Origin of the sequence: Micromonospora sp. NPDC049171 (genome assembly GCF_040648275.1) — a bacterium.
In the GTDB taxonomy this organism is placed as follows: domain Bacteria; phylum Actinomycetota; class Actinomycetes; order Mycobacteriales; family Micromonosporaceae; genus Micromonospora.
Window position 1 is genome coordinate 300,233 of record NZ_JBEZDJ010000001.1, and the last position, 26,246, is coordinate 326,478.

Genomic DNA, 26,246 nt, shown 5'->3' on the forward strand with positions numbered 1-26,246 from the left:
TGGCCGTGGGGAGGGGCCCGAGCGCGGCGGGGCCCCACCCGCGGGCCGGAAAACGGTTATCTGATCTTGCTTCGGGCAGTCGCTCCTGACCTGCGGAGATAACGCTCTCACGGATGGTGGAAGAGTGCTTGACGCGCCGGGATCCGGCCGCAACGATGCATGCACATACCTCACTCCACCGCCAGGCGTGATCGGCGCACGCCGTCCTCGCACCGCGAAAGGACAATCGTGCGCAGATCCCTGAGATCGTGGTTCGGCGTCGCGCTGAGCGCGATCCTCGTGGCCGGCGGCATCGTCGCCGTGCCACCCACGGCCAGCGCCGCACCGTTCACCGTGCTGGTGTTCAGCAAGACCGCCGGCTTCCGACACGGATCCATCACCCCGGGCATCACCGCCATCCAGCAGCTCGGCGCCGCCAACGGCTTCACCGTCGAGGCCACCGAGGACGCCGCCCAGTTCACCGACGCCAACCTGGACCGGTTCGCCGCGGTCATCTGGCTGTCCACCACCGGCGACGTGCTCAACGCCGCCCAGCAGGCCGCGTTCGAGCGCTACATCACCGGCGGGGGCGGCTACGTGGGCGTGCACGCCGCCTCGGACACCGAGTACGACTGGCCCTGGTACGGCGGGCTGGTCGGGGCGTACTTCGCCGCGCACCCGGCCGAGCAGACCGCCACCGTCAAGGTCGCCGACCAGGTGCACCCGTCCACCGCGACGTTGCCGCAGCGGTGGAGCCGGTTCGACGAGCTGTACAACTACCGCACCAACCCCCGGGGCACCGCGCACGTGCTGGCCACGCTAGACGAGAGCACCTACACCGGCGGGAGCATGGGTGCCGACCACCCGATCTCCTGGTGCCAGAACTACTCCGGCGGTCGAGCCTGGTACACGGGCCTCGGGCACACCGACGCCTCGTACACCGAGGCGGCCTTCCGGCAACACCTGCTCGGCGGCATCCAGACCGCCGCCGGGGCGGTCGACGCCGACTGCGGCCCCACCGCCACCAGCAGCTTCCAACAGGTGGAGCTGGCCAGGGGCGCGGCCGAGACCGGCGAGCCGATGAGCCTCACCGTCCTGCCGGACCGGGGTGTGCTGCACACCTCCCGCGACGGCGTGATCCGGCACACCGACGCCGCCGGCAACACCAAGGTCGCCGCCACCCTGCCGGTCTACACCGGAGACGAGGAGGGCCTACAGGGCATCAAGGCGGACCCGAACTTCGCCACCAACCGCTGGGTGTACGCGTACTTCGCCCCGCCACTGAGCACCCCCGGCGGCGGCGCGCCCGCCGAGGGCACACCGGCCCAGTTCGCCGTCTGGGACGGCGTCAACCGGCTGGCCCGGTTCACCGTGAACGCGGACAACACCATCAACCTGGCCAGCGAGACGCTGATCCTCAACGTGCCCACCAGCCGGGGCATGTGCTGCCACGTCGGCGGTGACATGGACTTCGACGCGGCGGGCAACCTCTACCTGTCCACCGGTGACGACACCAACCCGTTCGACTCGGCCGGCTTCACCCCGATCGACGAGCGGACCGGGCGCAACCCGGCGTTCGACGCGCAGCGCACCTCGGCCAACAGCAACGACCTGCGCGGCAAGGTGCTCCGGATCAAGCCGAGCGCGGCCGGCGGCTACACCATTCCGGCCGGCAACATGTTCGCCCCGGGCACCGCGCGGACCCGACCGGAGGTCTACGCGATGGGCTTCCGCAACCCGTTCCGGATGAGCGTGGACAAGGCCACCGGCATCGTCTACCTCGGTGACTACGGCCCCGACGCGGGCACCGCCGACCCGAACCGGGGGCCCGCGGGCAACGTGGAGTTCGCCCGCATCGACCGGCCCGGCTTCTACGGCTGGCCGTACTGCACCGCCCGCAACGACGCCTACAACGACTACACCTTCCCGTCCGGGCCGTCCGGGGCGAAGTTCGACTGCGCGGGCGGGCCGGTGAACAACTCGCCGAACAACACCGGCATCACCCAACTGCCGCCGGCCATCCCGGCCTGGTTGCCGTACGGCGGCTCCGGCTCGCCGCCGGAGTTCACCGGCGGTGGCCTGTCGCCGATGGGCGGCCCGGTCTACCGGTACGACCGGAACAACACCTCGCCCGTGGCGTTCCCGGAGTACTACGACGGGACCTACTTCGCCGGTGAGTTCGGTCGTCGCTGGATCAAGAACATCAAGCTCGACGCGTCCGGCCAACCACTGAAGATCAACCCGTTCCCGTGGACCGGCACCCAGGTCATGGACCTGGAGTTCGGGCCGGACGGTGCGCTCTACGTGCTCGACTACGGCACCGGCTGGTTCAACGGCGACGCCAACTCGGCGCTCTACCGCATCGAGTACGCCCGCGAGGGCCGCGCGCCCGTCGCCAAGGTTTCCGCCACCCCGACCAGTGGCACCGCGCCGCTGACCGTGGCCTTCTCCTCGGCCGGCACCCTCGACCCGGACGGTGACCCGTTCACCTACGCCTGGGACTTCGACAACAACGGCACCACCGACTCGACCGCGGCGAACCCGAGCTTCACGTACACCACCAACGGGACCCGCAGCCCCACGCTCACGGTCCGGGACAGCACCGGCAAGACGGCCACCGCGAGCCTTGTCGTCACCGTCGGCAACAGTGCCCCGGTCGTCACCGTGAACACCCCGTTGAACGGGCAGACCTTCAGCTTCGGGGACGCGGTGCCGTTCAGCGTGACAGTCACCGACGCCCAGGACGGTGCGATCAGCTGCGCCCGGGTGAAGGTGAACTACGTGCTCGGCCACGACTCGCACGGCCACCAGCTCGGCAGCGCGCAGGGCTGCTCCGGGGTCATCCAGACCTCGGCCGACGGTGAGCACGACACGGCGGCGAACATCTTCGGCATCATCGACGCCGAGTACACCGACCTGGGCGGCGGCGGCCAACCGGCGCTGACCACGCACACCCAGGCCGTGCTGCAACCGCGGGTCCGTCAGGCCGAGCACTTCGGTGACTCGTCCGGCGTCCAGGTCGTCGCCGGGGCGGCCGGACACGGCGGCGCGGCAGTCGGCTACATCGACAACAATGACTGGATCTCGTTCCGCCCGTACAACCTGACCGGCGTCCAGTCGTTCAGCGCCCGGGTCGGCGCACCGGCCGGCGGGGGCGGCACCCTCGAACTGCGGGTCGACTCGCCGACCGGGCCGCTCGTCGGCTCGGCCACCGTCGTGCCCACCGGCGGGTACGCCAATTTCGCCACGGTCACCGGCGGGGTCACCGCCCCCACCGGCACCCGGACCCTGTTCCTGGTCTTCAAGGGCACCGGCCCGTGGTTCGACATTGACGAGTTCACCCTCTCCGGCAGCCCCGGAGGACCCGGCCCGGACCCGGACCCCGAGCCGAGTGCCAACCTGGCGCGCGGCAAGCCGGCCCGCGCGTCCAGCTTCGAGGGCGCGTTCACCGCGGCGAACGCGTTCGACGGGGCGGCCGGCACCCGCTGGGGCAGCGCGTTCGGTGACCCGCAGTGGATCGACGTGGACCTGGGTGCCTCGTACGCCATCAACCGGGTCAAGCTGACCTGGGAGGCGGCGTACGGCAGCGGGTACCAGATCCAGACCTCACCGGACGGTGTCACCTTCACCACGATCCGGACGGTGACCGGCGGCGACGGCGGGGTGGACGACCTGACCGGGCTGACCGGCTCCGGCCGCTACATCCGGCTGCTCGGCACCACCCGGGGCACCGCCTGGGGCTACTCACTGTTCGAGTTCGAGGTGTACGGCGGCACCGGGAGCCCGACCGGCGGCAACCTGCTGCTGAACAAGCCCACGTCGACGTCCAGCACCGAGGGCGCCGACGTGTCCGGTGCCCAGGCGGTCGACGGCAGCCTCACCACCCGCTGGTCGAGCACGTTCTCCGACCCGCAGTGGATCCGGGTGGACCTCGGCAGCCCCACCGCGATCGGACGGGTCAAGCTGAGCTGGGAGGCGGCCTACAGCAGCGCGTACCAGATCCAGACCTCGAACGACGGCACCACCTGGACCACCGCGAAGACGGTGACCGGGGCCGACGGCGGCGTGGACGAGCACACCGGGCTCGCCGCCAACGGTCGCTACCTGCGGATCTACGGCACCGCCCGGGGCACCGGCTACGGCCACTCGCTCTGGGAGGTGGAGGCGTACACCAGCTGAACCACCACCTGAGTCCGCCCCCACCCTCGGATTGGGCGGTGGGGGCGGACTCCCCTCGATCACGTGCTGCTCAGTAGTAACGCTGGCCGCCTGACAACTACTCCTCAACACCGTTGCGTTAGGGCTGTAGCCCGGCGGGTCAACCCGGGACAGGAAGTGCCCGATCGGGGAGCGGGTTGGGCCCGGCTTGGCGATCATGGAGTTGTGGTGCCGACTTTGGGGGTTTTACGGGCGTTCTGTTACCCACCACAACTGCATGATCGGCGAGGCAGTGCTGGTCGACGAACAGCCGTTCCACCTAACGCAACGGCGTTGAACTACTCCTCATCACCTGATCATGGTGCGGCCCTGCGCGTGGTTCGACGGGCCGCTGGGTTGTGAGCGGCGCGCGGCAAGGCGTCGACGCGCGGCTTAGTCGTCGGCGACGGCCACCGGCTCCGAGCCGATGCAGCGCACCTTCAACTCGTACTCGCGGGTCGGCCCCGCGAACGTGACCTCGACGTCGTCGTCCGGGCCCCGGTCCACGTCCCGGACCCGGTAGCCCTGCGCGGGCGCCCAGGAGACGAGGCGTACACCGTCAGGGCCGCACTCGGCCACGGCCGTGCCGCCGTCGGTGGCGAACCCCCGACGGACGCCAGGGCTGGCGCTCGGTGCGGCGCCGGTCGTGCCCGCAGCGGCCGAGCCGGTGCCCGTCGCGGCGGTCGGCACCAGCTCCGGCTCCGGCGCCGGCGAGGCGAGCGCCCGTTCGATCTCCGCCTCGCTGCGTACTCCGCCCGGAGTGCCGGTGATGCTCTCCCCGACTAACCGGATCGCACCCAGCCCGATCAGGGTGGCCACGGCGACCGTGGCCACCCACCCGGCGGCGACGAGGACCGAACGACGGCTCATGCCCCGACTATCCCCGATCCAGGGTGTTGCCGGCACATGTGAACCCTCGACCGGTGAACGTCACGACCAGTCCGCGCTCGCGCAGCAGACGCATCGCCGACCGGACCTACGAGCCATGCCGTCAAGCCGGCCGATCGAGCGTGTCGCCAGTGGTGCTGGCCTGCCAGGCTGTCTCCATGGCGAACGGTGGATCCCTGGCGGTCGTGCTGTCAATCGGAGCCCTCGTTGTGGCGGGAGCGAGCCTGCTGGTGTCGGTGCTGACCTACCGACGGGGTGGCGCGCGTGTGAGGGCCTACGTCCACACCGCCCATCGCAAGCTGAAGAGCGGGCGTGAGGTCGGCGTCCTGGCGGCCACGATCATCAACGAGGGATACGGCGCAGTGCAGCTACGCGGGGCTTCCTTTGGCTTCATCGGCCGGCCGTGGCCCAAGTTCACGATGGAAGGCACGGATGGCCCCGACTTCCCTATCAAGCTTGAAGGGCATCACGCCGAAACGGTATGGGTACCCATCGCCAGCTGCCTTCGCGAGATGGATCACCATCGAGTGACCGAGTCTCCATTTCAGGTCGTCTTCGCGCTGGGCTCCGGCCGGGCGGTTTTCAGCACCAACCGATGCACTATCCCGCTCTGGATGATCCGCGAAGCGCTCCTCGATGTCAGAACCTTGGCGGAAGACGAGATGGATTTGTCCGACAGATGGGATGCGATTCGATACGCCGAACTTGACGCTTGGCTCAAGGACATGCTCGACAGGCACAAGCCCCCGCCGTCACTGGGATCGTGGTCTATCGCTGGCCCCGGGCACCCATCGCCAATTCCGCCCGCAGCCGATTCCGGACGGACCGGGGAATCGGCTGCGGGCTGAAGATCGGCTGTCGGTCGAGCGGCCAGCCGTTGTAGTCCGCGTAGAGCGTTGGCCGCCCCGCGACGGGCATCGGCCGTACTGGCGGCCGTGGTCCCGCGTGAGCGCCTCCGCCCGCTGCTCTCCCAGCCCGGCATCGATGATCGCCCGCATGGCCTCTTCGCTGCCGCGTCACCCTCGCCACCGAAGGGCCGGGACACGGCTCGGGCCGCTTCGTCGACCGGCACGGCGAGATCGCGTGGTCCTAGGCGGTGAGCCGCTAGCCTGCCAGGTGTGCCGCGTCTACTGCTCATCGAGGACGACCTGACGATCCGCACGCCGCTGATCCGGGCGTTGCGGGAACGCGGGCACGCGGTGGCCGCCGCCTCGACCGCGATGGCCGGTCTCCGTGACGCCCTGGAGGACCGGCCCGACCTCGTCGTGCTCGACCTGGGCCTGCCCGACCTGGACGGCCGTGAGCTGCTGCGGATGCTGCGCGCGGTCAGCTCCGTGCCGGTCATCGTGGCCACCGCCCGCGACGACGAGGCGGAGATCGTCCGGGTGCTCGACGCGGGCGCCGACGACTACCTGGTCAAGCCGTTCACCGCCGCGCAGCTCGACGCCCGCGCCCGGGCGGTGCTGCGGCGGGGCCCGGCCGGCGCGGACGGGCAGGACCCGTCGCTCGTCGTGGGCGGGCTACGCGTCGACCCCCGGTCCCGGCAGGTCACCCTGGACGGGACGGCTGTCGAGTTGACGCCGCGCGAGTTCGACCTGCTGCACCACCTGGCCGGCCGCCCCGGCCAGGTGGTGACCAAACGGGAGCTGCTCACCGAGGTCTGGCAGATCCCGTACGGCGGCGCCGACAAGACCGTCGACGTGCACCTGTCCTGGCTGCGCCGCAAGCTGGGGGAGAACGCCCACCAGCCGCGCTACCTGCACACCGTGCGCGGGGTCGGTGTGCGTCTCGAGGCACCGGCGGCGCAACCGTGAGGGTCCGGCTCGCGCTGCTGGTCGCCGCGGTCAGCGTGCTCACCCTCATCGCCTTCCTGGTGCCGCTGGCGCTGCTGGTCCGCACCGTCGCCGAGGACCGGGCCACCGTCGCGGCCACCGCCGACGCGCAGAGCCTGGTGCCGGTGGTCGGCACCGCCGACGGGGCGACGATCCGGCTCACCGTCGAGCAACTCGCCGCGGAATCCGGGCGACCGGTGAGTGTCTTCCTGCCGGACGGGTCGGTGCTCGGCGCGCAGACCCCCCGTACGCCGGCGGTGGCCCTGGCCGCGCGCGGGCAGAGCCTCACCGGGGAGTCGGCGGCCGGCCGGGAGGTGGTCATCGCCGTGCAGGGTCGGGCGGACGGGACCGGGGTGATCCGGATCGTGGTGCCGCGCGACGAGCTGACCGCCGGGGTCACCCGGGCCTGGCTGGTGCTGGCCCTGCTCGGTGTGCTGCTGGTGCTGTTCGGTCTGTTGGTCGCCGACCGGCTGGCCCGTACCCTGGTCCGGCCGATCAGCGACCTCTCCGCCGTGTCGCACCGGCTGGCCAACGCCGAGCTGGACGCCCGGGTCACCCCGGCCGGCCCGGCCGAGCTGCGCGAGGTGGCCGGTGCGCTCAACCACCTCGCCACCCGCATCCAGGTGCTCCTGGTGCAGGAACGCGAACAGGTCGCCGACCTGTCGCACCGGCTGCGTACCCCGTTGACGGCGTTGCGGCTGGAGGCGGAGTCGTTGCGCGACCCGGAGGACGCCGCCCGGATCACCGCCGCGGCCGACGGTCTCGAACGCGCGGTCACCGGGCTGATCCGGCAGGCCCGGTGGCGTCACTCACCGACGGCGCGGCCGGCCGCCTCGGACGCGGCGGCGATCGTCGCCGACCGGGTCGCGTTCTGGTCGGTGCTGGCCGAGGACACCGGCCGGGCCGTCACGCTCGACCTGGTGCCCGGCCCGCTGCCGGTGGGTGTGCCCGCCGACGACCTGGCGGCGGCCGTGGACGCCCTGCTCGGCAACGTCTTCGCGCACACCCCGGACGGGACGCCGTTCGCCGTCCACCTCGGCCGCGACGCGGGGGAGGTGGTCCTCACCGTTGCCGACGAGGGGCCGGGGATGCCGGTCGGGGCGGTCCGGCGGGGCGCCAGCGCGGCCGGGTCGACGGGCCTCGGCCTGGACATCGCCCGGCGCGCCGCGCAGGCCGGCGGTGGCCGCCTGGAGTTGCGCACCGACCCGACGGGCGGGGCACGGGTGCTGCTGCGGCTCGGCCCACCGACGTCGCAGCGGGAGGCATAGGCGCTGCGGCGCCGGGTAGCTGCCAGCTATGGCGCGGTATACGAAACCCGAGCTCAGAGAGCAGATCAAGGAAGAGATCAAGGCTTCGGACAAGGGTGGTCGGCCGGGGCAGTGGTCGGCGCGTAAGTCACAGCTGGTCACACAGGAGTACAAGAAGCGCGGCGGGGGATTCCTGGGCGAAAAGGACGAGCGGCAGAAGTCGCTCCAGCGCTGGGGCAACGAGAAGTGGCAGACGAAGGAGGGCGACACCCGCGCCCGCAAGGGCGACACGACGAGTCGTTACCTGCCCAAGAAGGCGTGGGACGAGATGTCGGACAGCCAGAAGCGCGCGACCGACACCAAGAAGCGCGAAGCCTCCCGGTCCGGCAGGCAGTACGTCGGCAACACCGGACCGGCCAAGCGAGCGCGTCGAGATGCCACCACCGCCGGTCGGATGTCGGAGATGTCGGTCGCCGAGGCCGCCAAGCTGGTCCGTGGCCTCGACACCCGCCAGCTCAGGACCGCGCTGCGCAACGAGCACGCCGGCAAGGACCGCAAGACGCTCGTCCAGCGGCTTGAGGCCGAGCTCAACCGGCGCGGCTGACCCGTCAGGGAGCCCGACCGGTGGCCTCGAAGCCCGTCGCGGTGATCCGGTCGTCCTGTCGGCGGCGCAGGATCTGCACCTCGGTGGTGGCCTCGGTGCCGGTCAACGGCAGCACTCCCACCGAGGCGGGCACCACGGCGGAGACGCTCGCCGGGGTGATCGTCACCCCGAGGCCGGCCGCGACCAGGTGCGCCACCGTGGCCCAACTGGTGGCGTCCTGGACGATGTTCGGTGTGTAGCCGGCTTCCAGGCACGGCCGGAGATTGCGCTGGTAGGCCCGCTCGCCGGCCACCCGGGGGAAGAAGACGAACGGGTCGTCGCGCAGCACCGCGGCGTCGATCGCGAGGTCTCCCGCGTGCGGGTGATCGGCCGGCAGGACGGCGACGAAGGACTCGGTGGCGAACGGGGTGCCGACCAGGTCGTCGTGGTCGTCCGGGTCCCGAACCACGCCGAGATCGACCTCGCCGTTCCGCAACCGGTCGACGATGTCCGCCGTGTACGCCTCGTGCAGGCGTAGGTGCACGGCCGGATAGCGCTCGCGGAATCGACGGATCGGCCCGGCCAGCCCGAGCTGGATCGCCGAACTGACGAAACCGATGTCGAAGCGCCCCTGCTCCCCGCGCCCGATCCGACCCGCCTCGTGCACGTCGTCGGCCACGGTGGCCAGCACCCGCCGGCACCGGTCGAGGTACGCCTCGCCCGCGGGCGTCAGCGCCACCGACCGGGAGGTACGCACGAACAGCGGCGTGCCGATCATCGCCTCAAGCTGGCGGATCTGCTGCGACAGCGGGGGCTGGGCCATCCGCAGCCGCACCGCGGCCCGGCCGAAGTGGAGCTCCTCGGCGACCGCGACGAAGTAGCGCAGGTGGCGCAACTCGGGTTCCATACCTCAAGAATACGGATGACCCTGAACAAGATATTGGACGTTCGAATGGCGGTGGCCGGAGAATCCCACCATGAACCCGAGCACGCTGACCATCACGTCCATGACGACCGCCGCCGAGGCCGAGGCCTTCCGGACGCTGAACGAGGAATGGATCGCCCACTTCTTCACCATCGAGGAGTCGGACCGCAAGACGCTCAACGACCCGTTCACCGCCATCGTCGACCCGGGTGGCGACGTGCTGATCGTCCGCGACGGCGGGGAGATCATCGGCTGTGTCGCCCTGGTCCGCAGCTCAGACGACGTCTTCGAACTGTCGAAGATGACTGTGGTCCCGGCGGCGCGCGGCAAGGGCCTCGGCCGCCAGCTCATCGAGGCGGCGATCGCGCGCGCCCGCGAGCTCGGCGCGACCACCCTGTTCCTGGGCAGCAACACCAGGCTCGCGAACGCGGTGCACCTCTACGAGGCCACCGGTTTCCAGCACGTGAGTCCGGATCAGATCCCGCTGCCGCCGTACGCCCGCGCCGACGTCTTCATGAAGATGGCGCTCTGACCGGCCAGGCCGAGGGCCCGGCCGCAGGGTCGACACCATCGCCGGCTTAACCCGGCCTTAGCGTTCGGACAGCGCGGTGCTATCCCCGTTCAGCGGATCCTCGGAGTCGACAACTTAGGAGTTGACATCCGAGGAAAGGTGGACACCACGATGAAGCGCACCAACCTGCTTCTGGCGACGGTCGGCGGGTCGGCGGTGCTGGCGGTGGCCGGGGTCGCACTCGGCGTCGACGCAGCGAACGACAGGCGCACCAGCGGCACGGCACTCGCCGCGGCCACCGTCGCACCGACGGCCACGGACGCGCCGGAGGGCAGCGCCGCTCCGGCGACCAGCAGCGGTACGCCGTCGGCCGGCCCCGGATCGGGCACGCCGTCGAGCGGTACCCCGTCCACCGGCACCGCTCCGGCGGGCAGCTCGGTCGACGAGAAGCGCGCCGGTGAGATCGCGCTCGCCAACGCCGGTGGCGGCCAGATCGTCGAGGTGGAGGCCGAGCAGGAGAACGGCCGGCCGGTATGGAGCGTCGAGATCGTCGCGGGCGACACCGAGCACGAGGTGGACGTCGATCGGGACAACGGCTCGGTGGTCAAGGCCGAGCAGGAGCCGGTCGACGGCGATGACGACAACGACGCCGACGACGACGCCGATGACAACGACGACGATGACAAGGACGACGACAACGACAACGACTGACCGTCCGCTGCCGCCGCCCGCCCTGGGGGATCCCCCAGGGCGGGCGGCGGCTCGCGTCGTGGAGAGGGCGCCCGGTGCGGCGACCTCAGATGCCGACGCGTTGCCCCTGGACCGTCGGCTGGTCCTGGTCCGTCGGCTGGTCCTGGTCGAACTGGGTGCGGTACAACTCCTGGTACCGGCCACCGGCGGCGAGCAGGTCGCCGTGCCGTCCACGCTCGACGATCCGGCCGTCCTCGACGACGAGGATCTGGTCTGCCGCACGGATGGTGGAGAGCCGGTGCGCGATGACCACACTCGTCCGGCCGGTCAGGGCTTCGGCGAGGGCGTCCTGAACCGCGGCCTCGGAGGTGGAGTCGAGGTGCGCGGTGGCCTCGTCGAGGATGACCACGCGTGGACGGGCCAGCAGTAGCCGCGCGATGGTGAGCCGTTGCCGTTCCCCGCCCGACAGCCGGTACCCGCGTTCACCGACGACGGTGTCCAGCCCGTCGGGCAGGGAGCGGATCAGGTCGTCGAGGCGGGCCCGCTGAAGCACCTCCCACATCTCCTCCTCCGTGGCGTCCGGCTGAGCGAACGCCAGGTTGGCGCGGATGCTCTCGTGGAAGAGATGCCCGTCCTGGGTGACCACGCCCAGCGCCGTCCGGATCGACTCGGCCGACAGGTCGCGTACGTCGACGTCGGCGAGCGTCACCGCGCCGTCCTCGACGTCGTACAGGCGGGGGACGAGCTGCGCGATCGTCGACTTGCCCGCCCCGGAGGAGCCGACGAGGGCGACCATCTGCCCCGCCTCGGCGCGGAACGACACCCCGTGCAGCACCTCCTCGCCGCCGCGGGCGTCGAGCTTCACCACGTCCTCCAGGGACGCGAGCGACACCCTGTCCGCCGAGGGGTAGCCGAACCGCACCTTGTCGAACTCCACCGCGACCGGCCCGTCGGGCAGCGGGCGCGCGTCGGGCCGGTCGAGGATCAGCGGCTTGAGGTCGAGAATCTCGAAGACCCGCTCGAAGCTCACCAGCGCGCTCATCACCTCCACCCGAGCGCTGGCCAGCGAGGTCAACGGCGCGTAGAGGCGCGACAGCAGCAGAGCGAGGGCGACCACGGTCCCGGCGTCGAGGCTGCCCCGGAGAGCGTAGAGACCACCCAGCCCATAGACCAGGGCCAGCGCCAGCGAGCCGACGACGGTGAGCGCGGTGATGAAGACCCACTGGAGCATGGCGGCACGGATGCCGATGTCCCGCACCCGACTCGCCCGTGCCGCGAACTCGGCTGACTCCTCGGCCGGCCGTCCGTACAGCTTGACCAGGGTCGCGCCGGGCGCGGAGAAACGTTCGGTCATCCGTGTGCTCATGGCCGCGTTGTGCTCGGCCGCCTCACGCTGCAACTGGGCGAGCTTCGAACCCATCCGACGCGCCGGGAGGACGAAGACGGGTAGCAGCACGAGCACCAGCACCGTGATCTGCCACGAGAAGCTGAGCATCACCGCAAGCGTCAGCGCCAGGGTGACAGTGTTGCCGACAACCCCGGACAGGGTGTCGCTGAAGGCCCGCTGCGCGCCGATCACGTCGTTGTTCAGGCGGCTGACCAGCGCACCGGTGCGCGTCCGGGTGAAGAACGCCACCGGCATGCGTTGGACGTGGTCGAAGACGGCCGTCCGCAGCGCGACGATGAGCCCCTCACCGATGCTGGCGGACAGGAACCGCGTCACCAGACCCAGGCCGGCTTCGGCCAGGGCGATCACGGCGATCAACACCGCCAACCGGATCACGACGCCGCTGTCGGCGCCGTCGACGATCGCCTCCACCACCCGCCCGGCGAGGACCGGTGCCGCCACCGTGAGAACCGCCGTCACCACGCTCAACAGCAGGAACCTGATGATCAGGGCCCGGTGCGGCCGTGCGAACCCCGCGATGCGCTTCAGGGTGACACGGGACAGCGGTCGTTGCTCCTGCGCGTTCATCGCGTGGTGCAGAGACGTCCACGCGGTAAATTCCATACTCATGCCCTACCTCCGATAGTGGAGGTTAGGACCTCACCCGAGCTTGAGGTCAAGTTACGGCACCGGGCGTTCCAACTCGGCGCGGATCTGACCGAACACACCATGTCGGCCTCCGCTGTCAACGCTTCCGGTTCTCCGGATGGCCGGGGCCGGCCCGCCGCGTGTTCAGCCGAGCGCGCCACCGGCGCTCAGGCGGTCTGCTCCGCGAACGGCCGCGTCCGCTCGGCCCACCGCACCACGGGCGGTGTGATCAGGCCGACCACGACGAACACGGCACCGAGCAGCAACCAGCCAGGCACCCCCTCATCAAAGATCGCCTGCTCACCGCTCCGCAGCGAGCCATCCAGGAACTGCTGCTAGTGCGGTGACCACATACGTTTACCGGCTTGGTGGCCCCGCGGTGAGTTTGTCGCCACTGCTGCCGGGCAGGCCGTCTTACCATCGCGGAATGAAGATCGTCGTGGATGACCTGTCCGGGCCTGAGATCAAGGCGCTTTTGCAGGAGCACCTCGATGAAATGCGAGCGGTCAGCTCGCCCGAGAGTAAGCATGCCCTTGACCTCGACGGGCTGCGCCAGCCCGCAGTGACCTTCTGGTCGGTCTACGACGGTGACGAACTCGTGGGCTGTGGAGCTCTCAAGAAGCTGGACAACACGAGCGCTGAACTCAAGTCGATGCGGACCGCCCGGACCGCGAAGCGGCGGGGAGTGGCCTCCGCGCTTCTCCAACACGTCTTGGCAGAGGCCCGCCGGCGCGGCTTCACCCGGCTATACCTGGAGACCGGCGCGGATGACCATTTTGCGCCGGCGTGGGCGCTCTACGCGAAGTACGGATTCACCCGATGCGAGCCGTTCGCCGACTACCCAGAGGACCCGAACAGCGTGCATATGACCAAAGTCTTGTAGTCGAGGCTGTCACAGGGCCCGATGTTCAGGCGGCTTTCCTGCGGGGGCGGCCCCAGCGTTGCTGGCGTTCGCTGCGGACGCGGGCGCGTTCGCGGCGTTGCGCGGCCAGGACGTCCGGGTGGCGGGCGTTGGCGTTGCGCCAGCGTAGGTATTTGTGCGGCTCGCGGGCCAGGACCGTGCGGTTGGGGTGGTTCGAGTTGGCCATCGTGAACATGCGTAGCGGCCCGATCTGGGCCTCGATGGGGTTGGCCCAGGACGCACTGGTCGGGGTGAGACACAGCTCGACGTTGTTGCGGGCGGCCCAGGCCCAGATGGCCGGGGTCTTGTTCGCCGAACTGCCGCAGCCGTTCCCGGCCGATGACCACCCGCCGGGCGGCGTCGGTGGCCAGGTAGTCGGCGAGTTTGCGCAGGCTCCAGCAGGTGAATGGCCGCCCGAGCGTGCTCGGGCGGGCCTTGGCCGTCGCGACGATGAACGCTTCCTCGTCGTCACTGATCCGGCGGGGACGGCCTCCCGCCCACTGAGGGTCCAGCGCGCGAAGACCCATCTCGTTGAAGGCGTGGATCACGTCGCGGACGCTGTCTTCGTGCCCGGCGATCAGCCGGGCGATCGCCGGGACAGGTGTCCCGGACGCCGACGCCATGATGATCAGCGCCCGCCGAACCCGTACTGAATCGTGCTTGCCCCGGCGGACGAGTTGTTGCAGCTTACGGCCTTCCTCCTGCGTCAACCGCCGTGCCCGTACCGGCTCGGACAACCCGCCACCCCACTCTCAATGGCCAATATCACCGCCGTCGAGAGTGGGCCTTCACCAGCGACTACCGGCGGACGCCGCCCGGCGTGTCGCTGACCCGGTGAACGTTCATGGTCAACGCACTAGCGATGATTCTCGAATGGTCGTTTCTATGTTCGTTGGTGGTAGTGGTTGCGGCGGGGGAGTTGGTCGGGGTCGAGCCAGGCGGGTGGGATGAATTCGGGGTGGCCGTCGCCGCCGAGCCGCACGACCCAGTCGCTGTGGTGTAGGTGTCGGTGGTGGTGGCCGCACAGCAGCACTGCGTTGGCCAGGCTGGTGGTGCCGCCGTCGGCCCAGTGGCGGATGTGGTGGGCGTCGCACCAGCGTGGTGGGCGGTCGCAGCCGGGGAAGGCACAGCCCCGGTCGCGCAGCACGAGGGCGCGCCGGAGGGGGCCGGTGATGAGGCGGCGTTGTCGGCCGACGTCGAGTGGTTGGCTGGCGCTGCCGAGCACGGCGGGCAGGATGGCCGCGTCGCAGGCGAGTCGGCGCACCGTGTCGGGGGTGAGGTGCAGGTCGGTGTCGAGTGCGCCGGCACCGAGCTGGCGGGTCAGCTCGTCGTAGCTGGTGGTGACGACGAGCTGGGCGGGGTCGCCGCCGCTGTCGGGCAGCTCACCGGTGCGCAGGGCGAGGCGGCACACGTCGGCGAGGGCGTCATGGCGGCGTTGGCCGGCGCAGCGGGTGTCGTCGGGCCGGCGGGTGCACTGAGGGGGTCGATGGCGGCGCGTAGCAGCGCTGCGGCTTCCGCGTCGAGGGTGCCAGTGAGTCGCAGCCGGCCGTCGGTTTGCTCGGAGAGGGTGAGATGCCGGTTGCGGGTTGCCCGGGCAGCCTCGGCCTCCAGGGCGGCTTTGGCTGCGGCGTCGGCGATGTCGGGTGCGACGTGGTCGAGGATGCGGGTGCCGAGCTTGCGCATCAGGGTGGGGTCGAACTGGCCGGCCCAGTCGACCAGCATGCCGACGGCCAGGTCGGCTACCTCCGGCCCGGCGGCCGCCTGCACGGCGGTGACGGTGTCGACGATGACTCGGACCTGCTCCGTGCTGACCGCGCCGGTCGCCAGGGCATCCCGCACGGCGGTCGGGGCCGCGTCGACGCCGGCCGCGAGATCGACCAGCTTGCGCGCGGCCGGAACTGTCAACCGCAGTCGCTCGCGCAGCCAGACCGCCGTGCTGGAGGCGCCCTGCGTCAGTGCGGTGCCGCGACCGTCCAACTCGCGCACCAACGCCAGTTTGACGGCGGCGAGTCGTTGCTCGACGCGGTGCGCGGCGTCGAGAGCAGCGATCAGCTCATGCTCGGCGAGGGCCCAGGCGGCATCGTCGACGCAGGCGGCGACCGCGTCGTCTGCCTGCGCCAACTCCTCGACCATGACTACAAAATAGAACAGATGTACGACACTTTCCCTCGTCGTGCTCGATCGCTGCGCTCGGTGGTCAAGGCCGAGCAGAAACAGGTCGACAAGGACGACGATGACGACAGCTCCGACGGGGACCGACACCGCCCAGCGGCGCGCTGATCGGCTCCACGTCGGGCGCGGCCGTGTTGTCGCCGGCCGCGTGGCCCAGCGACGGAGTGGGGGAGCGGGACCGCGTCAGGCGCCGGGCTGGGGGTGGCCGGCAACGCCCTCGGCGCCGGAGCGGGGTTCGAGAACCACCACGGCGGTTTCGGACGAACGCAGCGACGCGAAGGCGTCAAGCTTCGTGTCGATCTCACGCCAGCGCGCCCACAGGCGTGCCCGTTCGTCGCCGGTCGCGGCGCGTCCACGGATCTGCCGCTGCCCGTCCACCAGGTCGACTGTCGCGTCCGGATGCGCCTGTAGGTTGAGCCACCAGGCGGGCTCACCCTCGCCCCAGCCGTTCATCGCCAAAGTGAACAGGTTCGGCCCATCCTCCAGGTACGCGACGATGACACCGCGCTGCTGGCCGGTGCGGCGACCCGTGGTGGTCAGCCGTAACGTGCCCCAACGGTCCGGGCGGGGCCGCCAGAGCCCGACCCGGCCGCGGAAGACCCGATAGAGACCCCGGTGCACGGACCAGGCCGTCCGGATGAACCAGCGCGGCGGAAGCTTCGGCTTCTCCGCTCGATCCTCGATCGACACGACGACCTCCCACACCTGCCCGGCGATGGTGCGAACAGGATGCCAGCCACGGCGTCGGGCGCACCAGTGGCCGTCTATGCATCCGACACGTCCGATCGGGTCACGATTGACTGCCAGGGCGGGTGCGAGCGGTTCCCCCAGGCATGCCGGTGCCGGTTGCCCCGATTGCCGGTGGACCGACCGTCCCCCCGTCGGGGAGCGGAATCCGCTACCGTTGGCGGGCAATGTGCGGACAGTGTTGAGTTGGTGGAGTGGGTGGTGTCTGTGTGGGCGGCAGGTAAGGTCATCAGGTTCGACGAGACGCGTGGCTACGGCTTCATCGCGCCGTCGAAGGGCGGCGAGGACATCTTCGTCCACGCCAACGATTTCGGTGAGCTGCGGCATCTCGTGCATCCCGGCATGCGTGTCGAGTACGAGGTGGAGGCCGGCGACCGTGGCCTGAAGGTGGCGTCCCTTCGGGTCGTCGATCCGGTCGCGGTTCCCCGTCCGGAACGGGTTCCGGACGCCGCACCGACGCGGACCGGGCAGACCGGTGACGACGACGGGATGTGCGACGTCCTGTCACCGCGCGAGTTCACCTACGAGGTGACGGAGTTGCTGATCGAGCGGGTGCCGACGCTCACCGCGGCCCAAGTCTCCTCGATCCGGCAGGCTCTGGTCGACCACGCCAGATCGCACGGCTGGGTCGAGAGCTGAGTCGCTGGTCCTTTCACGTCAGTCACGGCCCTGCGGGTGCGAACGGCACCCGCAGGGCCGTGCTCTGGCGGGTGTGTCCCACGACGAACGAGCCGCGGAGACAGCCGAGGGTGAGGCTCAGTGCGGCGCCGCCTACCCGACAGGCGTGGTCGACTGTGCGCAGGCCGTCGGATCACCGGCGGTCCCCGGCGTTCCCGGAGCCCACGATTCCGGCATCGACCTGTGCCGGCGGCTACGGGAGAACGGCGTCCTCGCTCCGGTGATCTTCCTGACCGCGCGGCGGACGGTCGCCGACAAGGTCGAAGGGCTGAGCGTCGGCGGCGACGACTACCTGACCAAGCCGTTCAGCCTGGACGAGCTGGTCGCGCGGGCCCGGGCGATCCTGCGCCGGTCGCAGTTGGCCGCGCCCGCGCCGCCGCCGGAGGCGACCGGCGGGTTGCGCTACGCCGACCTGGTGATCGACCAGGAGGCGTACGTGGTGCGCCGGCAGAACGTGGTGATCGACCTGAGCCCCACCGAGTTCAACCTGCTGCGCTACCTGGTGCAGAACGCCGGCCGAGTGATGTCCAAGCAGCAGATAGTCGACCAGGTGTGGGAGTACGACTTCGGTGGCAACCACGGCGTGGTCTCGACGTACATCAGCTATCTGCGCCGCAAGATCGACCAGTTTGATCCGCCGCTGATCCAGACCATCCCCCGGGTCGGCTACACGCTGCGCCTGCCGGCCGAGTGAGCCGGATGAGCCTGCGGGGCCGGCTCATCATCCTGGTCGCGGTGCTGCTGGCGGCCGGGATGTGCGTGGCCGCGCTGGCCACCCTGGCCGCGCTGCGGTATTTCCTGGTGACCCGCACCGACACCCAGCTCGATCAGCTGAGCACGGCGGTCGCGGCGCAGGTGGACAACGGCACCGGGCTGAGCCCGTCCGGCGCCGGCAGCGGCCGGCTGGCCAGCGCGGGCGGTCAGCCGTTCGTGCTTCTGCGGATCCTGGCCCCGGACGGCACCCCGATGCTGGACCTGCAGAATCCGGGCGGGCAGGCGTCCGCGATCCGGCTGCAACCGAAGGATCCCAGCACGAGCAGACCGGACGGCGCGGTGTACGCGACAGTCACGCTGACAGACCAGCAGCCGAACCAGTGGCGGGTGCGATCCGGCTGGCTGCCCGACCGGCGGACGATCCTGCAGGTCGGCCTCCCGCTCACCGGCTACGACGTGGCGAACCGCCAGCTCATCCGTACCCAGGCGGTCGCCACCGCGGTCATCCTGGCCGCCATGGTGCTGATCGCGTGGTGGCTGATCGGCCTGGGCACCCGCCCGCTGGACCGGATCGCCGAGGTGGCCGCGGACATCGGTGCCGGGCACCTGGACCGGCGGGTGCGCGCGGCCCGGCCGAACACCGAGATCGGGCGGCTCAGCGCGGCGCTCAACGCGATGCTGGTGCAGATCCAGACCGCCTTCAAGGAAAGGCAGACCTCGGAGGAGCGGCTGCGGCGGTTCGTCGCCGACGCGTCGCACGAGCTCAACACTCCGGTGGCGACCATCCGCGGATATGCCGAGCTGTTCCGGCACGGTGCCGGCGCCCGGCCGGCCGACCTCAAGGTCGCGATGCGACGCATCGAGTCCGAGGCGACCCGGATGGGCCAACTGGTCAACGAACTGTTGGTGCTGGTGAAGCTGGACGAGGGTCGCCCGCTGGACCGGGAACAGGTGGATCTGACCCATCTGGCCACCGAGGCGGCGGCGGACGCCCGAGCCATCGCGCCCGGCCGCCCGCTGAGCGTGCGGGCGCCGGGCTCGCTGGTGATCTCCGGCGACGAGTTGCGCCTGCGGCAGTTGCTGGCCAACCTGTTGTCCAACGTACGCCGGCACACTCCGCCGGGGACCGCCGCCGAGGTCCGGGTCTCCGCCTCGGACGGCGGCGCGGTGATCGAGGTGGCCGACGACGGCCCGGGCCTGACCGAGGAGGACAGCCGACGGGTCTTCGAACGCTTCTACCGCAGCGCGACCTCACGCAGCCGGCAGCGGGAGGGCTCCGGCATCGGCCTTGCCATCGTGGCGGCGATCGCCGAGGCGCACGGTGGCACGGCCGAGGTGAGCTCGGTGCCGGGCGAGGGCACCACCTTCACCGTACGCATCCCGCAGGACGAGCGGGTCTAGGCGCTCCTGCGCAGGTAGGCCTCGGCCAACTGGCGAAGGCGTGCCCGGTCGAAGCTGGGCCCGTGGCCGGGATGCACGACTGACACGTCGAGGTCGGCGAGGAACTCCATGCTTTGTCGGTAGGCGGCCACGTCGGAGTTCGGCAGGTCGTCGATCAGATAGCCCTCGTAGACGACGTCGCCGGAGTACAGGGCCCCGCTGACCTCCTCCAGCAGGGCGATGCTGCCCGGTGTGTGGCCGGGGAGGTGCAGCACGGTCAGCGCCCGTCCGCCCAGGTCGACGCGGTCGCCATCGTCGAGCGTGCGGTGCAGGGTGACGGGGGCGACGCGGTAGGTGGCCGGGTCGTAGTCGGGCTCGGGCAACGTGTCGATCATCAGCTCCGGGACGGCTTCTCCCGCCGCGTCGATGCCGAGTTTGTCGTAGAGCTCCGCGCCGTAGAGGCTCGCCGGTACGCCCGCCGCCAGGAGCCCCGCTTCGGCGGGATGGGCGGCCCGGTCGGCGAACTCGGCTGCGCCACCGACGTGATCCAGGTGCGCGTGGGTGAGCAGGACCATCGGATCACGCTCGAACATGGCCGGGATCGCCTCCCGCAGGGCGACGACACCGAGCCCGGCGTCGACCACGATGTCACGATCGTTGCCGCGCAACCACCAGAGGTTCGCCGACAGGAGTTCGTTGACGTGCGGTTCCGAGATCCGAATGACGTCGGTATCCACTTCGGCCCGCGTGAACCAGTCAGTCATGGCGGTCAGTGTGCCAGTGCTGGACACACGTCTCGATCGGTCACAGCCCGGCGTGCGTGGTCAGGCTCTGCCGCAGGTGCAGTTTCGGCCTGGACCCGACGACCGAACCGACGACCTCACCCCGACGGAACACCAGCAGCGTCGGCAGGGACATGACCCGGTAGCGCCGCGTGGCCTGCGGGTTGTCGTCGGAATTGAGCTTGGCGATGACCATCCGGTCGCCGAACTCCCCGGCCAACTCGACGAGGCTCTTCTCGATCATTTTGCATGGTGGGCACCACTCGGCCCAGAAGTCGACCACGACGGGCCGGTCGCTGGCGAGCACCAGCTCGGCGAACGTGGCATCGGTGACGGTGGTCAGGGAGCCGACTGTCGTCTCCTGGGGCATGTTTCCTCCCGGCGCGCGATGGCGTGGGTGAGCTGGGTGTGCAACTGCTGACGGACCGCTGTGAGCCGACCGAGGTAGTCGTCGACCTCGGCGAGCTTGCGTCGCAGCACCAGCACGGAATCGGGGCAGACGTCGCCGGACGTGTTTCCCGCCCGCAGGCAGGCGACGAACGGACGGACGTCGTCGAGGCCGAAGCCGACGTCGAGCAGTGCGCGGATCTCCTGGACGACCCGCAGCTCCGCCTCGTCGTAGACGCGGTAGCCGTTGGCCGAGCGCTGCGGACGTACCAAACCGTGGGCCTCGTAGTAGCGCAACGTCCGGGTGCTCGTGCCGGCCCGTTCCGCCAGCTCGCCGATCAGCATCAGACCTCCTCGACCAGCCCGTCGCGACCAGGCTAAACCTTGTCGTCAGCGTCAAGGCAAGGTCGCGCCCAGGGACGGCTCAGGGCGCCGCGAGGCGGCACCCTGAGCGTCTACTCGTCTAACCGATGCGGAACTGTTCGCCGTAGACGGCGAACACCAGCGGCGTGGTCAGGGTGAAGTTGCCGTTGTTGAGGAACACCCGCTGGGCGGTGTCGACGCGGGACGTGTCCGAGTGGGCCTCCTCCTTCTTCATCTCGATGACCCGTTCGTCGAGGAACGCGTTGAGCCAGGTCCGCTCGTCGCCACCCTGGGCCGGGGGCTTCGCGCGGGCGAGGGCGCGGTTGCGGATCTGGCGCATGCCCTCGTACCCGTGCATGACCGCCGCGTCGTAGTAGGCGAACTGGCCGAGTGCCCGGACCTGGTCGTTCTTGCCGTCGCGTACCGATGGGTTGAAGTAGACCCGGTCCCGCTCGGCCTCCTGCGCGGCGCGGAACACCGAGTCGGTGGCCGCGGCCCGCCAGTCGCGGGGGAAGTTGGGGTCCAGACCCGCGTGCGAGGAGGTGCCGTCGACGGCGCGCAGCGCCGGCAGGTACCCGGCCAGCACGTTGCCTGGCTTGGTACGCGTGTACGCCTCGACCAGTTCGAGCATGTCACCGGTGCCGGAGCAGAAGCCGATGATGCCGGCGGTGTAACCCCGCCCGTCGCCGATGTCCTCGATGTAGGAGAACTGCGCGCGCCAGTCGAGCGAGGAGTTTTCCGCGGCCGAGACGAGCTGCATGGCGACGTCCTTCTTCGCCGGGTCGTCGAGGTTGGTGCCGGTCGGGGCGGTGGCGGTCGGCGTCGGGCTGGGTGTGCCCCCGCCGGGCAGCGTCCACTGCTGGTTGGTGGTGCCCCCGCAGGTCCAGATCTGCAACCGGGCACCGTTGGCGGTGCTCCGGTCGGTCACGTCGAGGCACTTGCCCGATGCGGTGTTGACCAGGGCGCCGTTGCTGGCCGTCCACTTCTGCGCGCCGGTGTTGTTGCAGTCGTACAGCTGGACCTTGGCGCCGTTGGCGGTCGACGCGGCGGTGACGTCCAGGCATTTGCCGAGCGCGCGGATCGAGGCGTCGGTGTTGCCGACCGTCCACGTCTGGGCCGCGCTGCCGTTGCAGTCGTAGAGCTGGACCGGCGTGCCGTTTGCCGGATTGGCCCCGGCGACGTCGACGCACTTGCCGCCGAGACCGGTGATCGGGCCGGCGGTCGCGGCGCTGGCCGACGGCAGGCCGTAGCCGACCGCCGCGACGCCGGTCAGCAGGCTGCCCATGACGTAGGCGGCTGTTCTCTTGCGCACCATGGTGTTCCTCGGGGAAGGGGCGGCGTGCCGCCGGCCGGTCGGTGCCCGGCGCGGCGATCGGCCCCGGCGGGCACCGCGAGCATCAGGAAACATTATTAACAAATAGTGCTACGTCGATCAACAGTCAATCGTGGACGACCTGGGCTCAACCGAGGAAGGCGGTGGTGGCGCTGCGGAGTGCGGCGACGCACGCGACGACCGCCGGATGGCCGCCCGCACCCCGGCGGTAGGCGACGCGGGTGCGGCGGCGCATGGCCAGCGGCAGGAGCCGGACCTGTGGGGAGGGCTGCGCGACGGCGAGCTGCGGAACGAGAGCGACGCCCTGGCCGGCGGCGACAAGCGCGAGCATGGCGGCGAAGTCGTCGGCGTGGTGCCGCACCGCCGGAGCGAAGCCCGCCATCTGGCAGGCGTGCAGGGCCACCGAGTGGCAGAGCGTGCCGGGGCTGCCGACGATCCACTGCGCGTCGCGTGCTCCGCTGATCGGGTCGGACCTGGTGCGCTCGGCGGCGCTGTGCTGGGCGGCGCTGTGCTGGGCGGCGGTGTGCTCCGGCTTGCGGGGCACGGCGAGGAAGACCGTCTCCTCCAGCAGCGCGATCGAGTCCAGCGCCGGGTCGGGTGGGACCGGCGCGATGTCGTAGTCGTGCAGTAGGGCGACGTCGAGCCGTCGGTTCCGCAGCGCGGTCGGCATGCCGACCGGGTCCAGCTCGGTGATCATGAGGTCGAGCGCGGGATGGTCGCGGGCCAGGCTGACCAGGGCCGCGGGGAGCAGGGTGCGGACGGCGCTGGGAAAGGCGCCGATGCGTACGCTTGCGCGCACCCCGGTTCGGGCTGCCGCCAGGGTCGCGTCGGCGGCTTCCAGCGCGGCGAGGATGACCTCGGTGTGCCGCACGAGCGCGTCGGCGGTCGACGTGAGACCGACCCGCCGGCCGGTGCGCTCCAGCAACCGGGTGCCCGCCTCCCGCTGGAGGGCGGCCAGTTGCTGCGAGACGGCAGACGGCGTGTAGGAGTGCGCCTGGGCGACCGCGGCGATGGTGCCGAGGCGGGCCAGATCCCGCAACAGGATCAGCCGGCGAACGTCAAGCATCAGCTCAGCTTACGTATTGGTTGAGCAATCGGAACTGGACCTTCCTGGTCGCTCGGCCGAGAGTGGAAGGCATGACCCTGACCGGCCTGTACGTACCGCTGATCACGCCGTTCGACCTGGCGGGGCGCGTCGCCACCGACGCGCTGACGGCCCTCGCGACAGATGCCCTGGATGCCGGCGCGGCCGGTCTGGTCGCGCTCGGCACGACGGGGGAGCCGGCCGCTCTCAGCGACGAGGAGCGCGGCGCGGTGCTCGACGTCCTGGCCGCGGTCTGCCGTGCGCGCCGCGCACCTCTGCTCGTCGGCGCCAACAGCGTCGAGGCGTTGCGCGCCCTGTCCGACCGGCCGGAGGTGACGGCGGCGCTCTGCCTGGTGCCCCCGTTCCTGCGGCCCGGCGCCGCGGGCGTGCTTGCCCACTTCACCCACCTCGCCCGGGCCAGCCCGGTGCCGCTTGTCGTCTATCACGTCCCGTACCGCACCGGGCAGCACCTCCACGCCGGCGATCTCCGGCAGCTCGCCGGCCTGCCCGGCGTCATCGGCATCAAGTACGCCACCGGCGGGATCGACGGGGACACCGTCGACTTCCTCGCCGACATCCGGCCCGGATTCGCCGTGCTCGGTGGCGAGGACCCGCTCATCTCCCCGCTGCTCGCCCTCGGCGCGCACGGCGCCATCGCGGCCTCGGCCCAGGTCGCCGCCCCGGACTTCGTCCGGCTGGTCGCGCACTGGCACGCCGGCGACGTCGTCCGTGGGCGGTCGCTCGGCCATCGGCTCGCGGGCCTGTCGGCGGCGCTGTTCGCCGAGCCCAACCCGACGGTGATCAAGTCGGTGCTCCACGCGCGGGGTCGCATCCCGACGGCCGCCGTACGGCTGCCGTTGCTGCCCGCCGGTCCGGACGCCGCGCGGCGGGCGCTCCGGCACCTGGACGAGCTGACGAGCGCGCCCAGGTGACCGGACGGCACCCGCCGGGCGGCGTCCGCACGGTCAGTGCTCCCGATAGGTGGCCCGGTCGAAGTCGGCGTACACCCCGTCGCCACCCAGATCCTGCACCCACAGGCCGACGAACGCCCCGGTGAAGCCCCACGCCGCCGGCTCCCCGTCGATGATCAGCGCGGCGTGCTCGTCGGACAGGATCGTCGCGTCCAGGTCGACCGGCAACCGCTGCCAACCCGCGCCGAGGTCGTACTCGAAGCGCACCACCGGCCCGTCGAACACCGCCCGCAGACCCGCCCGCGCGACCCCGCTGGCATCGACGGTCAGCTCGGGGTACGGGGTGCGCCGTCCGTTGTCGGAACTGAGCAGCTCCAGCACCGTGCGCCCGTCGTCGGCGCGGGTCAGGTAGAGGTGGTGCCAGTTGAGGGTGTTGTAGTACGCGGTGATGCCGGCGAGCTGACGGTGGTCGACCGGGTCGAACTCCACCACGGTCTCCAGGGAGCAGTGCGTCGCCTCGACGCGTCGCGCGACCAGGCTGGGGGCCTGTCGGCCGACCGGCGACTGCCCGCCGTGCACGCGCAGGTGCGACGGTCGGGACCGCAGGTCGATCCAGTCGTCGGTGGCCGGCCGGCGCAGCGTCGACCAGCACAGACCCAGCTCGGGGGCGTCGAAGTGGTCGGTGTCCGGCTCCGCCGGCCACGGGTGCGGGGGTAGGTCCGGTGCGACGACCTCGTCCGCCGGCACCCCTCCGGGGATGCGGGGCCAGCCATTCGAGGGCCACTCGACCCGCTGGATCGCGGTCTCCCGGCCCAGCACGCAACTGCCCAGCGGTGAGTAGGGGCGACCCACCAGGTGGGCCAGATACCACTCGCCGCCCTGGGTGCGGACCAGGCTGCCGTGCCCGGCCTTCTGCAACCGCAGGTCGGGCCGGCCGACGGAGCTGAGCAGCGGGCCGTCCGGCTGGACCTCGTACGGCCCGAACAGCTCCCGGGACCGCGCAACGGTGACCTGGTGCTCCCAGCTGGTGCCGCCCTCGGCGGTGATGAGCCAGTACCACCCGTCGTGGCGGTACAGGTGCGGGCCCTCGGTGACCCCGACCGGGGTGCCGGTGAACAGGATGCGGGGTCGGCCGACCAGACGGCGCGCGGCCCGGTCGTACTGTTGGATCTCGATCCCGCCGAAGCGGTCCCGACCGGGTCGCCAGTCGGCGCTCATGCTCAGCAGCCAGGTGGTGCCGTCGTCGTCGTGGAACAGGGCGGCGTCGAAACCGCGCCCGTGCAGCTTCACCGGATCCGACCAGGGGCCGGCGATGTCCTCGGCGGTGACCAGGAAGTTCTGTGGATCCCAGTAGCCGCTGGCGAAGCTGGCCACGTCGCTGTAGACGAGGTGGAACTGGCCGTCGTGGTACGTCAGGTCGGGCGCCCACACGCCGTTGGAGTCGCCGCAGCCGCGCAGGTCGAGCAGGCGGCGGTCGGTGATGATCCCGCCCAGCGTGCGCCAGTTCACGAGATCACGCGAATGGTGCACACGCACACCCGGATACCACTCGAAGGTCGAGGTGGCCAGGTAGTAGTCGTCGTCGACGCGCAGGATCGACGGATCCGGATGGAAGCCGGCGAGGACGGGATTGCGGATCGACCGGGCAGCGGTCACCACATCAGCGATGTCGGTCGACACGAGAGCTCCTCTGGGGGACTGTCTGGAACTTCCGGAAACTTGCGGTCCAGGATCACTGGAAGTCCTGACTACGCTAGCCGGTCTTTTCGCAATAGGACAGAGGTCTTGACCGTCGCGGCAACAGCTCGTAGCGTGCCGGCCATCGACCGGTAATACCGGCGAAGCATTGAAAGTTCCGGAGATCCATGTTCCCCCTGCCGGCTCGACCGGCGTCCGAGCACCCCCGT

23 protein-coding genes and 2 pseudogenes are annotated in these 26,246 nt (G+C 70.7%); 13 read left to right on the forward strand and 12 right to left on the reverse strand.

From position 1 onward, the window contains the following. The first annotated feature begins 228 nt into the window (after positions 1-228). Positions 229-4,158, forward strand: a complete 3,930-nt coding sequence (locus AB0B14_RS01155) for a ThuA domain-containing protein (RefSeq protein WP_357520460.1) — start codon at positions 229-231, stop codon at positions 4,156-4,158. Between the two features lie 411 nt (positions 4,159-4,569). On the opposite strand, the gene AB0B14_RS01160 is transcribed toward AB0B14_RS01155, so the two are convergent. Beyond that, positions 4,570-5,046, reverse strand: coding sequence for a septum formation initiator (locus AB0B14_RS01160; RefSeq protein ID WP_357520462.1), 477 nt, complete (start codon positions 5,044-5,046; stop codon positions 4,570-4,572). A 53-nt stretch (positions 5,047-5,099) separates the two neighbouring features. Between AB0B14_RS01160 and AB0B14_RS01165 the strand changes: the two genes are divergently transcribed. The 4 genes from AB0B14_RS01165 to AB0B14_RS01180 all read left to right on the forward strand — a co-directional run bounded on the left by AB0B14_RS01165 (position 5,100) and on the right by AB0B14_RS01180 (position 8,747). Continuing rightward, positions 5,100-5,912 carry a hypothetical protein gene (locus AB0B14_RS01165; RefSeq protein WP_357520464.1) on the forward strand — a complete coding sequence of 271 codons (813 nt, stop codon included), beginning with the start codon at positions 5,100-5,102 and terminating at the stop codon, positions 5,910-5,912. A 270-nt stretch (positions 5,913-6,182) separates the two neighbouring features. Then, positions 6,183-6,878: a response regulator transcription factor gene (locus AB0B14_RS01170; RefSeq protein ID WP_357520466.1), complete on the forward strand. Its 696-nt coding sequence runs from the start codon at positions 6,183-6,185 to the stop codon at positions 6,876-6,878. Beyond that, positions 6,875-8,164, forward strand: a complete 1,290-nt coding sequence (locus tag AB0B14_RS01175; protein WP_357520468.1) for a HAMP domain-containing sensor histidine kinase — start codon at positions 6,875-6,877, stop codon at positions 8,162-8,164. Before AB0B14_RS01170 ends, AB0B14_RS01175 begins: the two co-directional genes overlap by 4 nt. A gap of 28 nt (positions 8,165-8,192) precedes the next feature. Further along, positions 8,193-8,747: a DUF5872 domain-containing protein gene (locus AB0B14_RS01180; RefSeq protein ID WP_357520470.1), complete on the forward strand. Its 555-nt coding sequence runs from the start codon at positions 8,193-8,195 to the stop codon at positions 8,745-8,747. 4 nt (positions 8,748-8,751) lie between these two features. On the opposite strand, the gene AB0B14_RS01185 is transcribed toward AB0B14_RS01180, so the two are convergent. After that, positions 8,752-9,633 carry a LysR substrate-binding domain-containing protein gene (locus tag AB0B14_RS01185; RefSeq protein ID WP_357520472.1) on the reverse strand — a complete coding sequence of 294 codons (882 nt, stop codon included), beginning with the start codon at positions 9,631-9,633 and terminating at the stop codon, positions 8,752-8,754. A gap of 70 nt (positions 9,634-9,703) precedes the next feature. Between AB0B14_RS01185 and AB0B14_RS01190 the strand changes: the two genes are divergently transcribed. Continuing rightward, entirely contained in the window at positions 9,704-10,183 is a 480-nt protein-coding gene (locus AB0B14_RS01190) for a GNAT family N-acetyltransferase (RefSeq protein WP_357520474.1), read from the forward strand. Between the two features lie 150 nt (positions 10,184-10,333). Then, complete coding sequence (locus AB0B14_RS01195; RefSeq protein ID WP_357520476.1) at positions 10,334-10,873, forward strand: PepSY domain-containing protein; 540 nt, start codon at positions 10,334-10,336, stop codon at positions 10,871-10,873. A gap of 85 nt (positions 10,874-10,958) precedes the next feature. Here the strand turns inward: AB0B14_RS01195 and AB0B14_RS01200 are convergent, their stop codons facing one another. Next, positions 10,959-12,869, reverse strand: a complete 1,911-nt coding sequence (locus AB0B14_RS01200; RefSeq protein ID WP_357520478.1) for an ABC transporter ATP-binding protein — start codon at positions 12,867-12,869, stop codon at positions 10,959-10,961. Positions 12,870-13,314: 445 nt separating this feature from the next. On the opposite strand from AB0B14_RS01200, the gene AB0B14_RS01205 reads away from it, so the two are divergent. After that, positions 13,315-13,770 (forward strand): GNAT family N-acetyltransferase, encoded by a 456-nt coding sequence (locus AB0B14_RS01205; protein ID WP_357520480.1) that lies wholly within the window; start codon positions 13,315-13,317, stop codon positions 13,768-13,770. 25 nt (positions 13,771-13,795) lie between these two features. Here the strand turns inward: AB0B14_RS01205 and AB0B14_RS01210 are convergent. Together AB0B14_RS01210 and AB0B14_RS01215 are read right to left on the reverse strand one after the other, a co-directional pair. Continuing rightward, a pseudogene (locus tag AB0B14_RS01210) lies at positions 13,796-14,525 on the reverse strand (helix-turn-helix domain-containing protein). 146 nt (positions 14,526-14,671) lie between these two features. After that, positions 14,672-15,921 (reverse strand): annotated as a pseudogene (locus AB0B14_RS01215) (DUF222 domain-containing protein). An 18-nt stretch (positions 15,922-15,939) separates the two neighbouring features. Here AB0B14_RS01215 and AB0B14_RS01220 point away from each other — a divergent pair. Continuing rightward, complete coding sequence (locus AB0B14_RS01220) at positions 15,940-16,068, forward strand: hypothetical protein (RefSeq protein WP_357520482.1); 129 nt, start codon at positions 15,940-15,942, stop codon at positions 16,066-16,068. 75 nt (positions 16,069-16,143) lie between these two features. Here the strand turns inward: AB0B14_RS01220 and AB0B14_RS01225 are convergent, their stop codons facing one another. Then, entirely contained in the window at positions 16,144-16,650 is a 507-nt protein-coding gene (locus AB0B14_RS01225; protein ID WP_357520484.1) for a nitroreductase/quinone reductase family protein, read from the reverse strand. Between the two features lie 264 nt (positions 16,651-16,914). Here AB0B14_RS01225 and AB0B14_RS01230 point away from each other — a divergent pair, with 264 nt between their 5' ends. The 3 genes from AB0B14_RS01230 to AB0B14_RS01240 all read left to right on the forward strand — a co-directional run bounded on the left by AB0B14_RS01230 (position 16,915) and on the right by AB0B14_RS01240 (position 19,500). Then, positions 16,915-17,346, forward strand: coding sequence for a cold shock domain-containing protein (locus AB0B14_RS01230; protein WP_357064498.1), 432 nt, complete (start codon positions 16,915-16,917; stop codon positions 17,344-17,346). 73 nt (positions 17,347-17,419) lie between these two features. Beyond that, entirely contained in the window at positions 17,420-18,079 is a 660-nt protein-coding gene (locus AB0B14_RS01235; RefSeq protein ID WP_357520486.1) for a response regulator transcription factor, read from the forward strand. A gap of 5 nt (positions 18,080-18,084) precedes the next feature. Next, the gene (locus tag AB0B14_RS01240) at positions 18,085-19,500 is read left to right on the forward strand and encodes a HAMP domain-containing sensor histidine kinase (RefSeq protein ID WP_357520488.1); all 1,416 of its coding nucleotides are present in this window, start codon (positions 18,085-18,087) and stop codon (positions 19,498-19,500) included. Here the strand turns inward: AB0B14_RS01240 and AB0B14_RS01245 are convergent. The 5 genes from AB0B14_RS01245 to AB0B14_RS01265 form a co-directional block, all read right to left on the reverse strand. Further along, positions 19,497-20,243 (reverse strand): MBL fold metallo-hydrolase, encoded by a 747-nt coding sequence (locus AB0B14_RS01245; RefSeq protein ID WP_357064222.1) that lies wholly within the window; start codon positions 20,241-20,243, stop codon positions 19,497-19,499. The genes AB0B14_RS01240 and AB0B14_RS01245 overlap by 4 nt on opposite strands. Before the next feature lie 40 nt (positions 20,244-20,283). Then, complete coding sequence (gene trxA, locus AB0B14_RS01250) at positions 20,284-20,631, reverse strand: thioredoxin (protein WP_357064218.1); 348 nt, start codon at positions 20,629-20,631, stop codon at positions 20,284-20,286. Continuing rightward, positions 20,601-20,993: a MerR family transcriptional regulator gene (locus AB0B14_RS01255; protein ID WP_357520490.1), complete on the reverse strand. Its 393-nt coding sequence runs from the start codon at positions 20,991-20,993 to the stop codon at positions 20,601-20,603. The genes trxA and AB0B14_RS01255 overlap by 31 nt, the downstream gene beginning before the upstream one ends. Positions 20,994-21,111: 118 nt before the next feature. Further along, positions 21,112-22,326, reverse strand: a complete 1,215-nt coding sequence (locus AB0B14_RS01260; RefSeq protein WP_357520492.1) for a chitosanase — start codon at positions 22,324-22,326, stop codon at positions 21,112-21,114. A gap of 145 nt (positions 22,327-22,471) precedes the next feature. Beyond that, the gene (locus AB0B14_RS01265; RefSeq protein WP_357520494.1) at positions 22,472-23,410 is read right to left on the reverse strand and encodes a LysR family transcriptional regulator; all 939 of its coding nucleotides are present in this window, start codon (positions 23,408-23,410) and stop codon (positions 22,472-22,474) included. Between the two features lie 71 nt (positions 23,411-23,481). Here AB0B14_RS01265 and AB0B14_RS01270 point away from each other — a divergent pair, with 71 nt between their 5' ends. Continuing rightward, complete coding sequence (locus AB0B14_RS01270) at positions 23,482-24,360, forward strand: dihydrodipicolinate synthase family protein (RefSeq protein ID WP_357520496.1); 879 nt, start codon at positions 23,482-23,484, stop codon at positions 24,358-24,360. A 33-nt stretch (positions 24,361-24,393) separates the two neighbouring features. Here AB0B14_RS01270 and AB0B14_RS01275 read toward each other — a convergent pair whose 3' ends face one another. After that, on the reverse strand, positions 24,394-26,019 hold the full coding sequence (locus AB0B14_RS01275) for a glycoside hydrolase family 43 protein (protein ID WP_357520498.1): 1,626 nt from the start codon (positions 26,017-26,019) through the stop codon (positions 24,394-24,396). Between the last annotated feature and the right edge of the window lie 227 nt (positions 26,020-26,246).